Origin of the sequence: Marinovum sp. 2_MG-2023, assembly GCF_030548265.1 — a bacterium.
Taxonomy (GTDB): domain Bacteria; phylum Pseudomonadota; class Alphaproteobacteria; order Rhodobacterales; family Rhodobacteraceae; genus Marinovum.
Genome location: NZ_JAUOSD010000026.1, coordinates 1 through 12,553, shown reverse-complemented (window position 1 = coordinate 12,553; position 12,553 = coordinate 1). Strand labels below are relative to the sequence as shown.

The following is a 12,553-nucleotide window of genomic DNA, read 5'->3' as shown; positions in this document are numbered from 1 at the left end:
TTACTGCAAGTTACGCTTTGTTGTCCGAAACGCGCGCGGCGACATCCCAAAATGCGATTTGAACATCGTCGAGAAGTGCTGAAAATTTGTGATGCCGTATTTACACGCCAGCTGCGAAATCGAGTGAGACGCGAAACGCGGATCAATCAGGTCAGCTGCAATGGCGTCCAGTCTCGACTGACGAATGAAATTCGAAATGGTGTCGCCGTCGCGTTGGAACACGCGGGCAAGATTTCGCTGAGACATCCCTAGCGACGCGGCGATAAATGCAGGCGAAAGTTCATCATCACGCAGGTGATCGCGGATTTTTTCCTTGGCGCGGGTCAGCAACAAATGACCGGGGCGCGACAGTTCGACCTTGTGGTTGATCAGGGTCGACAGGCCTGTCGCCACAAGGTCAACCATCATGTCCTGCATATGCGATTGCACGAGACTGCTCTGCGCTGCGATTCTGGATGCATTTTCACGCAGTTGCGACGAAACCAACCCCCCGATTTCCGTGTTGGCCGCGACCCCGCAGCCGGTCAATTCATGGGCATCCGGCACCCGCTCCAGCAGGGCTTTTTCAGGGATTTGCACGATTAACTGGTTCACAGGTTGCTTGCAGGAAATCTCGTAAGGTTCGGCCGTGGAATAGAGCCCGAAATCGCCTGGACGCAACATTGTTGTACGCCCCCTTTGTGACAGATGGCCTTGGTCCGTCAATTGGAGGCTAAGCATAAAATACGCATCGGTGTTCCGCGCGATTTGCATTTTGTGGCGTGACACGCACTGCGGGCTGCCTTTGACGCGGGAAATGTTGAGCTTGGACAAACGGTCCAGTTCGATACGTCCTTCAAAACGGGGCGTATCATGTGTTTCGCAATGGATCGGCAAATAGGCTTCGCAGATGACATCGCGCCAAAACGCGAACCGTTCGCCGCGGGGATGGTGATCAGTGGCGTAAACTTTGGGCATTGCAAACCTTTCGTTTAGCGGGCTCAAAGTACCTTAATGCAGCTTTGCAATAATTTCCACTGATAACTAGTATTTTGGCCGGGAAACGCATGTTTTCTGGCCTGAAAACGCAAGCGGCGCGTTTTGAAATGGCCCATCCTCTTGGCTAGAGAAAATAAAACCACTGGGAGAACTAAGATGGCTGGACACGGTCCACTAGGTAAAATCGTTAAAGTTGGCGCCGTACAGGCCGCGCCGATCCTGCTGGATCTGGATGCTGGTGTCGAAAAGGCGATCGGGCTGATCGACGAAGCGGGCAAACAAGGCGTTGAGCTTTTGAACTTTCCGGAAACATGGCTGCCCGGTTATCCATGGTGGATCTGGTTCAACCCGCCAGCCATCAACATGCAATTTGCAGCACCCTACTTTCAAAACGCCATGGTGGCCGGCTCTGAACAGGACATGAAACTGCGCGCTGCCTGCCGTCGCAATAATATCCATGTTGTGATGGGTGTTTCCGAACGCGAAGGCGGTAGCCTTTATATGGCGCAATGGCACTACGGCCCCGAAGGTCAGGTGATCTCTCGCCGTCGCAAGCTCAAGCCGACCCATGTGGAGCGCTCGGTCTTTGGCGAAGGCGACGGGTCCGACATGTTCGTCAACAAAACTGAATTGGGCAATATCGGCGCATTGTGCTGCTGGGAAAACCTTCAGCCGTTGTCGAAATATGCGATGTTCAGCCAGGACGAGGAAATCCACTGTGCCGCTTGGCCCGCGTTCAGCCTCTATGCGAAGCTGTCAAAGGCGTTCAGCCCCGAGGTCTCAATCAATGTGAACCAGATTTACGGCGTTGAAGGGCAGTGCTTCGTGCTCGCGGCGACGTCTGTGATCGACAAGCCGATCTATGATCTGTTGGTCAAAAACGAGATGCACGAAAAGTTCGTCGAGATCGGCGGCGGGTATTCACGCATCTTTGGGCCCAATGGCGCCGAATTTGGCGAAAACATTGATCACGACAAAGAAGGCATTGTCGTCTCTGACATTGATCTTGGCCTCATTTCACATTCAAAAACCGCTGCTGATCCCGCCGGACATTATGCACGGGCAGATGCGCTGGCATTGATGCACAACAAAAACCCGCGCCGCCCCGTTATCGGATTTGGGGATGCAACAAACCCGACAGGAGAGATCACCGCAAAGGGATTTTCACCCGCCGAAGACCTGACGGATTAATACCTCCCTCACCTGCGCGCCCGTAACTGGGCGCGACTTTTTATTTACAAAGGAGAGTACGACAATGGCTATGTATGGCGAAGGCAGCCGCGCATTGCAGGGCCGTTACAATGCCCGCGATGTCGCAGATCTAATCGAAAAGGCCACATGCGTCAGCAGCTTTGATGACGACCAGTTCGGCTATCGCGACTTTGTCGAAAGCGCGACCTACTTTTTCCTTGCGACGTCATCGGGTGAAAACACAGATTGCTCGTTCAAAGGCGGCCCCGAAGGGTTCATCAAGATCACTGGACCCAACACAATCATCTTTCCCGATTATGACGGGAACAGAATGTATAAATCGCTGGGCAATATCATCGACAATCCAAATATCGGCATGCTGTTCTTGCGGTTCGATAATGAAGAGGGCAATCGCTATTTGAGGGTTCGCATCAACGGCAAGGCAACGGTGCATGACGATCATCCGCTCAAACAGGATTTTGCAGGTGCCAAACGTATCGTTGAGGTCGAAACACAGCACATCTACCTGAACTGCCCACGCTACATTCCCGAGATGACGCTGGTGGAACAGTCCGCCCACATTCCACAACACGGAAAAGAACAGCCAGTGCCCAGCTGGAAAATGAAACCTGGCATCAAAGAGGCGTTGGAAGGTTCGGAATGAGCTGAACAAAGCCGGACGCCACACCATGGCCAAGACGGGCGGGATACGCGGGGAAACCTTCCAAGTGCACCACAACCCTGGGCGGTTTGATATGGCGGCCTAGGCGGTTTTCAGAACAGCGTGCACATTCCGGTCAATGGCGGCGGCCAATTCTTCGGCAGAAATGCCAGAACGCGCGCGAAACACCAATCCCTGTCGAAGGTCGAACAGAATTTGCGCCTGGTGCATTGACGGGAAGTCTGCGGGCAAAGTGCCACGCGCCTTTTCCATATCAAAACGTGCGGCGATCCGGGTATCGGTCGCCTCAATCGCGTTGCGCAACTTTTCTGCCGTGCCGTCAATGTGGCCCGCACTGGTCGCAACACATGACGCCAGAAAACAACCGCGCGCACCGCTTTCATGCTCGGTTGAATAATCAATCACCGCTTCGAAAAACGCTCTCACGGCCAAGGTAATGTCTGGTTCCTCGTCCAGGGCGACAAGCGGAGCGCAAGCATCATTCAGGGAATACCGATCAATCGCTTCGAGATAGAGAGCCTGTTTGTCGCCAAATTCCGCATAGAGACTGGGGCTGTTGATGCCCATGGCATCGGTCAGCAGCTTCATTGATGCCCCCTCGTATCCCAGTTTCCAGAAAACCCCCATCGCCTTGAGCAATGCACCGTCCCTGTCGAATTTTTTGGGGCGTCCGACTTTTTTTGTAGTGCTCATTACAAAACCTCTTGACCATGCTGGATGGGGAGGTTTTATAACGATCATAACAAAACGACAAGGATAACAGGATGACTGTTCAGAAAATGGAAGCCAGGGCCAAATTTCCCGATATAGACGTCCCCCGTCTTGGTGGCGGCACATTGAACCTCGGTCAGCCCGAAGGCGGCCATGATTGGAGGCTGGTTGTTGTATACCGTGGCAAACATTGCCCGATTTGCACCAGCTATCTCAAAACGCTCAACACGTTGCTGCCCGATTTTCAGGCCCTTGGCGTTGATGTGGTTGCGGTGTCAGGTGATCCTGAAACCAAGGCCGCCGATCAAATGACCGAGGTCGCGCCGCACTATCCCGTCGGCTACGGGCTGACCGAGGCGCAAATGCACACCCTTGGTTTGTACGTGTCTGCCCCGCGTTCCGCGCAGGAGACTGACCGTAACTTTGCCGAGCCGGGTCTCTTTGTGATCAACCACGAGGGCAAGGTGCAGATCACCGACATCTCGAACGCGCCGTTCGCGCGCCCTGACCTTAAGGTCCTGCTGGGGGGTCTCCGTTTTGTGCGCAACCCCGACAACAACTACCCGATCCGCGGAACTGTAAATCACCCGTAATGCCCATTCCCAATCTTTGAAAAACGAGGCTGACCAATGCCAGAGCAGACCCAAACCGATGTCCAGGTGCGCCAAGCCGTTGATGAATTGATCGAAACAGCGACATCTTATGATGTGGACGCACTTGAACGCATTTACCATGACGATTTGCACGTCATCATGATCGACCATGAACACAATCTGAACACCGCAAACAAGGAAGCGTTCAAAGGTCTGTTTGCGTCCAAACGCGCTGCCAATGATCCGCCGATGAACACCTGGGCAAAATACCACAGCATCGACGTAAGCGGTGACACAGCCCATGTATTATTGTCACGCAAAAATGACCTGAACGGAACAGACATGGATCTGACCCTCAGCATCGACCTCGTATTTCAGGACAACCGCTGGCAAGTCAAACGAGAGGTCATCTTCCTGCGGCCCGAAGCCGCCTGAACCCTCTTACTCCCCCAAAAATTTGATCTAAACGTGAAAGGACAAGACATGCTCTTGCGATCCTCCCTGTCGGGCTTTGCCCTCACGCTGTTTACCAGCCTGTCAGTTTTGGCAGATACCGCGGATGACCTGCGCGCTGAATTCACAGCCTACAACGACACATATAACCAGATTATTGCTGATTATGACCTCGAAGCATTTGTTGCACTTTATAACGATGCGCCAATCTGGATTGAACCTGACAAAGCACCAATTGTGGGGCTGGATGTGCCCAGCGGTACGTTTGGATTCATCATTCAAAACGAAGGCAAGCTGACTCACAGCTTTGATGAGCTACTCGTGTCAGCCGATGGCACGCAGGCCGTCATGATTGGTGAATACAACGCCAGTATTGCCGCTGTCGGCATGGAGACCGCAGGGACGTATCTGTTCGTTTTGCAGCGCAATGGCGAGGGGTGGGACATCGTCGTTGACATGTTCAACCAACACGCGCCTCAATAATGAACAGGGCGGAAGCAATACCTTGGTTCCGCCCTCTTTACTTCATTCTGTCGGCCGCTTTGGCTGCTTGGAGGGTTTGACGGGAAGGCCGTTCATCCCATTAGGTCAATGCAATCCCGGATTTCGATTGATGGCATCTCCTGTCGCCGGATCGAACAGATGGCAGTGATTTGTGTCTATGGCAAAGTGTATCCGGCTGCCGGATTCGAGCGTGACCCGCTCGCGCAGTACGGCGACAACCTCGGTGTCTTGCAGGTCGGTCACGGCATATGTCTCGGCCCCGGTCGGCTCGGTCACGACGACCTGCACCGACAGCGCGTTGTCGGCTGTGTCAGTCAGGCTCAGGTGCTCGGGGCGGATGCCAAACTCGACCTGTTGCCCTGCCGGCAGGTGATGCCCGATGGTCAGCGTTGCCCCGTCCTTTAGAACCAGGGTGCCGTTTTCACCCGTCGTAGCGGGCAGAATATTCATCGAGGGCGACCCGATGAAAGTGGCCACGAAACGGTTGCGCGGGTTGTCATAGAGATCGAGCGGCGTGCCGACCTGCGAGACGTGACCGCCCTCCAGCACGATGATTTTGTCGGCCATTGTCATGGCTTCGATCTGGTCGTGGGTGACATAGACGATCGTGGTCTTCAGCCGCTGGTGCAGGGCCTTGATCTCGGTGCGCATCTTGACCCGCAGCTTGGCGTCGAGGTTCGACAGGGGCTCGTCGAACAGGAACACCGCAGGGTCGCGCACGATGGCGCGTCCCATCGCCACCCGCTGGCGCTGACCACCCGAAAGCTGGCGGGGATAGCGGTCGAGAAGCGCCTCCAGCCCGAGAATCGCCGCCGCGTCATCCACCTTGCTGCGAATGGTATCGGGCGCGACCTTGGACAGTCGCAGCGAGAGCCCCATGTTTTCGCGCACCGTCATGTGCGGGTAGAGCGCGTAGTTCTGGAACACCATCGCGATGCCGCGTTCCTTTGGACGCAGGTCATTGACCACCTTGTCGGCAATGCGGATTTCCCCGTCCGAGACCGTCTCCAATCCCGCGATCATTCGCAGGAGGGTCGACTTGCCACAGCCCGATGGGCCGACTAGAACGGCGAATTCGCCGTCTTTGATATCCACGTCAATGCCGTGGATAACGTCCACACTGCCGTATCGCTTGACGGCGGAACTCAGTTCGATCTGCGCCATTTCGAGGCTCCCTATTTTCCCTGAAGCGCGCGCGACAGGGCCGTGTCCATATGATGTGCCAGGGCTCTCTGGGCCCCGTTTCCGTCGCGCGCCTTGCAGTGGTGCAAGACGTCGAGGTGCTCTTTCAGCGCCGAATGCACGCGATCCGGCGACAGGCGGTTGCTGACCTTGATCAGCCGCAACCGGGTGGCGTTGATCTGATAGGTCTCCGAGATCAGCGCATTGTCCAGGCATTCGATCAGCTTGTCGTGCATGTCCCAGTCGACATCCACCGCACGTTTCAGAACCTCTGGGTCGGTTGTGCGCTGGGCTTCTTCCAGCATGGCCCCGGTGGCATCGATCAGCGCGTCCACCTCGGTCTCAAATTCGCCAGAGGCAAAATTGTCTACCGCGTGCAGTTCAAGCGCCATGCGCAAGCCAAAGGAATTGCGGATGAATTTGGTGGTCAGGTCGATCACCTGAATGCCGCGCTGCGGATGCACCTTCAGCAGTGATTCGTGCTGTAATCGCTGGATCGCCTCGCGGGCTGTGCCCACGGGAACCCCGGCAAGCTTTGCCAGCTCCTTCTGGGTAACAAACTGACCCGGCGCAAGCTCGCCCGACAGAAGGCGTTCTCGAAACTCATGATAGGCGTCTGCACGTGACATCGACTTCATTCCATCTGTTGAATTTGCAACCTTGGTAACATGCCGCGTGATGCATCGGCCAGCATTCACTGGTTGGACTATTGATTAATCAGTTGACAATCACTCGTCAATCACTAATTAATCCACCCATCAACTGAACGGGGAAGACACTTCATGGACGCTCGGAACGCATTGAAGGCCAGCCAGATGGTCGAAGGCCGCATCGACCGGATCGAGGTTTTTGCCCTTGCATGTGAAGTGCCAGAGGGGCCGGTTTCGACGCTGGCGCTGATGCCGGTTCGCAACGGGTTGCTGGTGCGACTCACGATGGATTCGGGCCTGACTGGCTGGGGCGAGGCATGGTGCAACTATCCGCCCAAGGGCAATCTCGCAAAGCTCGCCCTGTTCGAAGGTCCGATCGGTGACAGCCTTTTGGGAAAAGATGTCGGCGATTGGGCATCGCTGCGCGGCCGGCTGGAACGGGAATGGGCCCGGATGATTGTCCATACCGGCGAGCCGGGGCCATTCAACCATTGTCTGTCGGCGATCGACATGGCAGCGGCGGACCTGGCGGCCAAAACGGCAAATGTGCCGCTGGCGCGGCTCTTGTCGACAGATCCGTCCGGCGATGTGGCGGTCTATGCCTCTTCGCCGCGGGTCGAGAACCCGGACAATCTTGCTCAGCGGCTGATCGAATTGGGCCACACCGGCGTCAAGCTGAAGGTCGGCTTTGATGCGGCTGGCGACAAGCGCCTGCTTGAACGGTTTCGCGCCGGCGACCCGGCGGGCATGATGCTGGGGGTCGATGCCAACCAGAACTGGTCAGGACAAGAGGCGGCGGAGGTGATCAACCTGCTCGCGGCCCATGATCTGGCTTTTGTCGAAGAACCGATTTTTGCGCTGGACCCGCTCAGGGACTGGGCCCAGGTGGCATCGGGCACCCCGGTGCCGATTGCAGCGGGCGAGAACATTACCTCGGCCCGGCAGTTCGCCGATATGGTCGGGCAAGGCAGGTTGGGCGTGGTCCAGCCGGACGTGGCGAAATGGGGCGGGATCTCTGGCGCGATGGAGGTCGGGCGCGATGCGCTGGACCAGGGGGCACAGGTGATGCTGCACTATATGGGGACGGCGCTGGGCCTTGCGGCCTCGCTACATGTCATGTCGGCGCTAAAATGTGACGGCAGGGTCGAGCTGGACGCGAATCCCAACCCGCTGCGCACCGATTTGGGAGACATGGAATTGCGTCCGAACGCGGGCAGATTGCCCGTGCCGGACGGACCGGGGATCGGGTTCGAACCCGATCCCGATGCGCTGCGCAGATTCTGCGTTGCGGAAACGACAGTGACAAGAAACTGATGGGAGGAAACATCATGAAACGCACCACGCTGAAGGCATTAACGCTCTCGACGGCGCTGGCAGGGCTGATGGCCGTTTCGGCCACCGCCGAGACCAACATCACATTCCGCTTCAACGACAGCGAGCGCGAGGAAATGCGCGCGGCCCTGGACGAATTCGAAGCGGCAAACCCCGACATCAAGGTCGAGCTGGAAACCATCTCGTGGAAGGACAGCCGCGACCAGTTCCTGCGCGAATCCGCGGTCGGTCAGGGGCCGGACGTGGTGCATATCGCCTTTGTCTGGACCCAGGAAATGGCCGAAGCCCAGGCCGTCTTGCCCATCGAAGAGCTACAGGAATACGGCGCGCTGCCCAACGGCTTTGATGATTTCATTGCCACGGATTTGACGGCCTACGAAGGCCAGCACTGGGGATTGCCCTGGAGCGCCGACACCTGGGCGATGGTGATGCGCACCGACGTGCTGGAAGAGGCCGGTGTCGCAGCCCCCACCACCTGGGACGAACTTCTGGCCGCCAGCCGCACGATCAAGGAAACGACCGGCAAGACCGGATTCGCCTTTCCCGCCGCGCACCAGGTCTGGTTCCCGGTGAACTATTACCTGTGGTCGAACGGGGCTGAGTTCATCAGCGCCGACGGCAACGGCGGCTATGACATCGGCGTGTCGCAGGATCAGCTCGCTGCGGCGATGGGCTATTTCAAGACCTACATCGACGAGGGTCTGGCGCCGAAATCCATCCTGTCGATCGACCAGCCGCATGACCCGGCGCTGATGCAGGCGCTGCTTGATGGCGATCAGGCCTTTGCTGCGATGCCCACCAACACCTACCGCCAGCTTCTGGGCGCCTACGAAGAGACCAACCCCGGCCAACCTTTGCCGTTCCAGTCGACCGTCATGATGGCTGGCGACTCTGCTCCGCTGACCCATTTGGGCGGGCGGACGCTGGTGGTGAATTCCAACACCGATGAACCGGAAGCCGCATGGAAACTTGTCCAGTTCCTCGCTTCGGCACCGCTGTTCGAGAAATACTACACCAATCAGTTCCCGGCGCAGAAAACCCTGCTGTCGCAAATCGAATACCGTGACGAAGAGATGGGCTTTGCCAAGCAGTTGGCCGATCACACCCGCACATGGGGCGCCTATGCCGAAAGCGGCGTCGGTGTCGGGCCGCTGTGGAACGTGACCTCACGTGCCTTCGGCACCGCGCTTTCGGGCCAAACCTCGCTGGATCAGGCCGCTGCCGACCTGCTGGGCGAGATCAACCGGATGCTTGACCAGTAAATGCCCCGGGGGGCCGACCATACGCGCCGGCCCCCGACACGCCAATCAGGATCGGATCCGATGAAATTAAGCCCGTTGATGCGCGACCGGATGACGGTCTTTGCCATGTTGTTCCCGACGTTCCTGGTACTCGTCGGCTTCTATCTCTACCCGACGCTCTACAACCTTGAACTCAGCTTCACCGACATCACCCTGCTCAAGCTGCGCCAGGGCGGCGACTGGGTTGGGTTGGCAAACTACTGGGAATTCCTGACCTCGTCGTCGTCCTTCCACATTGCCTTTAACACGATCTTCTGGCTGACGGCGGTGTCGGTCACAATCCGCATGATCCTCGGACTTGGCTTTGCGTTGCTGCTGAACTCCAACGTGTTGCGCAACATGAGGATGACCACCATTGCCCGGTTGATCTTGCTGGTGCCCTGGGCCACGCCGCCGGTTGTCGCGGTCATCGCCTGGCGCTGGCTGTTTGAGCCGACCAATGGTCCGCTGAACCGCTGGCTGTTGAACTTTGGGCTGATCGACGACCCTATCGCCTTTACCGCAGATCTGGCTACCGTCTGGCCCTCGATTGTCACCATCGTTGTGTGGAACACCACGCCGCTGATCGGTGTCTCGCTGCTGGCCTCGCTTCAGACCGTGCCGGGCGAGCTTTATGAGGCGGGCGAGATCGACGGCGCCAACCGGTTTCAGATGTTCCGCTTTGTGACGCTGCCCTACCTGATGCCGACAATCTCGGTGCTTACGTTGATGAGCGTGATCTGGACCTTCAACAACTTCGTCTATGTCTGGCTGACCACTGGCGCGGGCCCCGGCACCTATACCAACGTGCTGGCCACCGAGGTCTATCTCAAGGCCTTTGTCGATCTGCGTATCGGCTATTCCGCCGCCATCGGCGTGACAATGGCCATCGTCATGGGCGTCTTTGGCGCGCTCTATTTCCGCTTCTTCGGGCTTTCCGACATGCAGGACAAGGTAGGATAAGATGCAGACCTTCCACAAGAAAGGTGCCGCCAAGTATATCGAGAATGGCTCCATGCTGGCGCTCTTTGCGCTGTTCGCCGTCTTCCTGCTGGCGCCCGCCTGGTTCGTCTTCAAAGGCTCGTTCGAGAATATCTCGGTCTCGCTCGGCGCGGCCTCGGGCGGCTGGACCCTCAACAATTACATCCGCGTGCTCAGCGACGGGTATTGGATCTACGTGATCAACAGCCTCTTTGTCTGCATCACCGCGACGTTGCTGGCCTGTACGATCTCGCTCTTTGCGGCTTATGGCCTGTCGCGGTTCCGCTTTCCCGGCCGGATGCTGGTGTTCGGCTCGATCATGGGCGGGCAGTTCTTTCCCTGGATCATCCTGGTCAATCCGATCTTCATCCTCTTTGCGCGCGCGGGCCTGATCAACAGCCAGGTGGGTCTGATCCTGTGCTACACCGCCTTTATCACGCCTTTCACCATCTATTTGCTGGTGGGCTATCTGACGACGATCCCCCGCAGCCTCGACGAGGCGGCGATTGTCGACGGTGCCTCGCGGTTCTTTGTGGTGACCCGCATCGTGCTGCCGATCATGTGGCCGGGCATGGTGGCGGCGGCGACCTTTGGTTTCCTGCAAAGCTGGTCGGAATATCTCTTGGCACTGGCGCTGATCACCAAGGACGACAAAAAGACAATTCCGCTGGGGCTTTACCAGTATTTCGGTGATGTCCAGGTCGATTGGGGCGCGGTCATGGCCGGGTCGGTCGTGGCAACCGTTCCCACGCTGCTTTTGTTCCTGCCATTGCAGCGCATGCTGGTCTCGGGCCTGACATCAGGGGCCACAAAATGATCATCGACGCGCATCAGCATTACTGGCAGCTTGATCGCGGCGGATATGGTTGGATCGGGCCGCACAGACCGGTGCTGAACCGCGATCACATGCCCGAGGATCTTGCCGGGTCACTGATCACCAATGGCATCGCACGCACCATCGTGGTGCAATCGGTGCCAGAGGTCGCGGAAACAGAATTTCTGCTGGGCCTTGCGCGCGACACGCCGGGGATCGCCGGCGTGGTCGGCTGGGTCGATCCTGAAACCGCCGAAGGCGCACATGATCTGATGCGGATGGCGCAAGATCCGGCGCTCGTCGGTGTGCGCGCCATGGCCCAGCCGCAGCCAGAGGCGGATTGGCTGCGCCGGTTGATCGGCTCTCCGGTCCTGAAACAGCTGGAGGCCGCGGACCTGGTGCTCGACCTGCTGGTGCAACCGCACCACCTCGCGCCGGCGCTGGATCTGGCCCTAGCGCATCCTGGGGTGCGGATGGTGGTGGATCATGCGGCCAAGCCCGATCCTGCCGATCTTGCGGCATGGGAACACGGCATGGAACGGCTTGCCGGTTGCTCCAATGTGAGCTGCAAACTGTCCGGGCTGACGGCCTGTGTGTCAGGACCATCGCTCACTCAGGTCACCTCGACCCTGGTGCGCCTGTTCGGCCCCGCGCGGCTGATCTGGGGCAGCGACTGGCCGGTGCTGAACGAAACATCGACCTACCGCGATTGGTGCGCCACAAGCCGCGATCTTCTGGCGGATCTTTTGCCCCCGGCGCGGGCACAGATCTTCGGCGGCGTGGCAGAGCGGATTTACCGCCTCGACCGCGCCGGGAACCTACAAACTTCGAAAGCAGATTGACACCATGACGAACCCAACCATCACCGCCGCCTATTATCGCGGCAACAAAACCTTTGAAGTAAAAGAGATCGAAGCCCGCCCCCCTGCGGCCGGCGAGGTTCAGGTGCGCGTTGCCTATTGCGGCATCTGCGGCACCGATCTGCATGCCTATCACGGCAATATGGACGCCCGTGTCGGCTTTGAGCGCATTCTCGGGCATGAGATGTCCGGCGTGATTTCGGCTGTGGGCGATGGCGTCGAGGGCTGGTCCGAAGGTGACGCCATTGTTGTGCGCCCGCTGGACCCCGGCGCGCCCAATCCGGCGACCGAGGCGGGGTATCATCACATCAGCCACAACCTGAAATTCATCGGGCTCGACAC

General features: G+C 58.0%; 15 protein-coding genes. 11 read left to right on the top strand and 4 right to left on the bottom strand.

The features are described from left to right. Positions 1-957, bottom strand: coding sequence for a helix-turn-helix domain-containing protein (locus Q4577_RS20165; RefSeq protein WP_303472307.1), 957 nt, complete (start codon positions 955-957; stop codon positions 1-3). A 177-nt stretch (positions 958-1,134) separates the two neighbouring features. Here Q4577_RS20165 and Q4577_RS20160 point away from each other — a divergent pair, with 177 nt between their 5' ends. Together Q4577_RS20160 and Q4577_RS20155 are read left to right on the top strand one after the other, a co-directional pair. Beyond that, on the top strand, positions 1,135-2,169 hold the full coding sequence (locus Q4577_RS20160; RefSeq protein ID WP_303472305.1) for a carbon-nitrogen hydrolase family protein: 1,035 nt from the start codon (positions 1,135-1,137) through the stop codon (positions 2,167-2,169). 64 nt (positions 2,170-2,233) lie between these two features. Further along, a complete protein-coding gene (locus Q4577_RS20155; RefSeq protein ID WP_303472303.1) occupies positions 2,234-2,833 on the top strand; it encodes a pyridoxamine 5'-phosphate oxidase family protein in 600 nt (199 codons plus the stop codon). Between the two features lie 99 nt (positions 2,834-2,932). Here the strand turns inward: Q4577_RS20155 and Q4577_RS20150 are convergent, their stop codons facing one another. Next, positions 2,933-3,544: a TetR/AcrR family transcriptional regulator gene (locus tag Q4577_RS20150; RefSeq protein ID WP_303472301.1), complete on the bottom strand. Its 612-nt coding sequence runs from the start codon at positions 3,542-3,544 to the stop codon at positions 2,933-2,935. A gap of 71 nt (positions 3,545-3,615) precedes the next feature. Between Q4577_RS20150 and Q4577_RS20145 the strand changes: the two genes are divergently transcribed. The 3 genes from Q4577_RS20145 to Q4577_RS20135 are packed head-to-tail and all read left to right on the top strand — an operon-like array spanning position 3,616 to position 5,091. Continuing rightward, a complete protein-coding gene (locus Q4577_RS20145) occupies positions 3,616-4,155 on the top strand; it encodes a peroxiredoxin-like family protein (protein WP_303472299.1) in 540 nt (179 codons plus the stop codon). Between the two features lie 36 nt (positions 4,156-4,191). Next, positions 4,192-4,590, top strand: a complete 399-nt coding sequence (locus tag Q4577_RS20140) for a nuclear transport factor 2 family protein (RefSeq protein WP_303472296.1) — start codon at positions 4,192-4,194, stop codon at positions 4,588-4,590. Positions 4,591-4,638: 48 nt separating this feature from the next. After that, complete coding sequence (locus Q4577_RS20135; RefSeq protein ID WP_303472293.1) at positions 4,639-5,091, top strand: nuclear transport factor 2 family protein; 453 nt, start codon at positions 4,639-4,641, stop codon at positions 5,089-5,091. Positions 5,092-5,196: 105 nt separating this feature from the next. Here Q4577_RS20135 and Q4577_RS20130 read toward each other — a convergent pair whose 3' ends face one another. After that, positions 5,197-6,276: an ABC transporter ATP-binding protein gene (locus tag Q4577_RS20130; RefSeq protein ID WP_303472291.1), complete on the bottom strand. Its 1,080-nt coding sequence runs from the start codon at positions 6,274-6,276 to the stop codon at positions 5,197-5,199. Between the two features lie 11 nt (positions 6,277-6,287). Beyond that, the gene (locus tag Q4577_RS20125) at positions 6,288-6,923 is read right to left on the bottom strand and encodes a GntR family transcriptional regulator (protein WP_244689127.1); all 636 of its coding nucleotides are present in this window, start codon (positions 6,921-6,923) and stop codon (positions 6,288-6,290) included. 153 nt (positions 6,924-7,076) lie between these two features. On the opposite strand from Q4577_RS20125, the gene Q4577_RS20120 reads away from it, so the two are divergent. The 6 genes from Q4577_RS20120 to Q4577_RS20095 form a co-directional block, all read left to right on the top strand. Further along, positions 7,077-8,258, top strand: a complete 1,182-nt coding sequence (locus tag Q4577_RS20120; RefSeq protein WP_303472289.1) for a mandelate racemase/muconate lactonizing enzyme family protein — start codon at positions 7,077-7,079, stop codon at positions 8,256-8,258. 14 nt (positions 8,259-8,272) lie between these two features. Further along, the gene (locus Q4577_RS20115) at positions 8,273-9,538 is read left to right on the top strand and encodes an ABC transporter substrate-binding protein (protein ID WP_244689131.1); all 1,266 of its coding nucleotides are present in this window, start codon (positions 8,273-8,275) and stop codon (positions 9,536-9,538) included. Between the two features lie 60 nt (positions 9,539-9,598). Next, positions 9,599-10,519, top strand: coding sequence for a carbohydrate ABC transporter permease (locus Q4577_RS20110; protein WP_244689133.1), 921 nt, complete (start codon positions 9,599-9,601; stop codon positions 10,517-10,519). Position 10,520: 1 nt separating this feature from the next. Next, complete coding sequence (locus Q4577_RS20105; protein ID WP_244689135.1) at positions 10,521-11,354, top strand: carbohydrate ABC transporter permease; 834 nt, start codon at positions 10,521-10,523, stop codon at positions 11,352-11,354. Continuing rightward, positions 11,351-12,193: an amidohydrolase gene (locus Q4577_RS20100; RefSeq protein WP_303472285.1), complete on the top strand. Its 843-nt coding sequence runs from the start codon at positions 11,351-11,353 to the stop codon at positions 12,191-12,193. Before Q4577_RS20105 ends, Q4577_RS20100 begins: the two co-directional genes overlap by 4 nt. A gap of 4 nt (positions 12,194-12,197) precedes the next feature. Then, positions 12,198-12,553: alcohol dehydrogenase catalytic domain-containing protein (locus tag Q4577_RS20095; RefSeq protein WP_303472284.1), on the top strand; the 356-nt coding region annotated here is incomplete at its 3' end.

Bases quoted from the DNA above. Each gene is read 5' to 3' on its own strand.
- Q4577_RS20155 (WP_303472303.1), top strand. From the start codon at position 2,234: ATGGCTATGTATGGCGAAGGCAGCCGCGCATTGCAGGGCCGTTACAAT.
- Q4577_RS20135 (WP_303472293.1), top strand. From the start codon at position 4,639: ATGCTCTTGCGATCCTCCCTGTCGGGCTTTGCCCTCACGCTGTTTACC.
- Q4577_RS20140 (WP_303472296.1), top strand. From the start codon at position 4,192: ATGCCAGAGCAGACCCAAACCGATGTCCAGGTGCGCCAAGCCGTTGAT.
- Q4577_RS20105 (WP_244689135.1), top strand. From the start codon at position 10,521: ATGCAGACCTTCCACAAGAAAGGTGCCGCCAAGTATATCGAGAATGGC.
- Q4577_RS20160 (WP_303472305.1), top strand. From the start codon at position 1,135: ATGGCTGGACACGGTCCACTAGGTAAAATCGTTAAAGTTGGCGCCGTA.
- Q4577_RS20120 (WP_303472289.1), top strand. From the start codon at position 7,077: ATGGACGCTCGGAACGCATTGAAGGCCAGCCAGATGGTCGAAGGCCGC.
- Q4577_RS20165 (WP_303472307.1), bottom strand. From the start codon at position 957: ATGCCCAAAGTTTACGCCACTGATCACCATCCCCGCGGCGAACGGTTC.
- Q4577_RS20110 (WP_244689133.1), top strand. From the start codon at position 9,599: ATGAAATTAAGCCCGTTGATGCGCGACCGGATGACGGTCTTTGCCATG.
- Q4577_RS20100 (WP_303472285.1), top strand. From the start codon at position 11,351: ATGATCATCGACGCGCATCAGCATTACTGGCAGCTTGATCGCGGCGGA.
- Q4577_RS20145 (WP_303472299.1), top strand. From the start codon at position 3,616: ATGACTGTTCAGAAAATGGAAGCCAGGGCCAAATTTCCCGATATAGAC.
- Q4577_RS20130 (WP_303472291.1), bottom strand. From the start codon at position 6,276: ATGGCGCAGATCGAACTGAGTTCCGCCGTCAAGCGATACGGCAGTGTG.
- Q4577_RS20150 (WP_303472301.1), bottom strand. From the start codon at position 3,544: ATGAGCACTACAAAAAAAGTCGGACGCCCCAAAAAATTCGACAGGGAC.
- Q4577_RS20125 (WP_244689127.1), bottom strand. From the start codon at position 6,923: ATGTCACGTGCAGACGCCTATCATGAGTTTCGAGAACGCCTTCTGTCG.
- Q4577_RS20115 (WP_244689131.1), top strand. From the start codon at position 8,273: ATGAAACGCACCACGCTGAAGGCATTAACGCTCTCGACGGCGCTGGCA.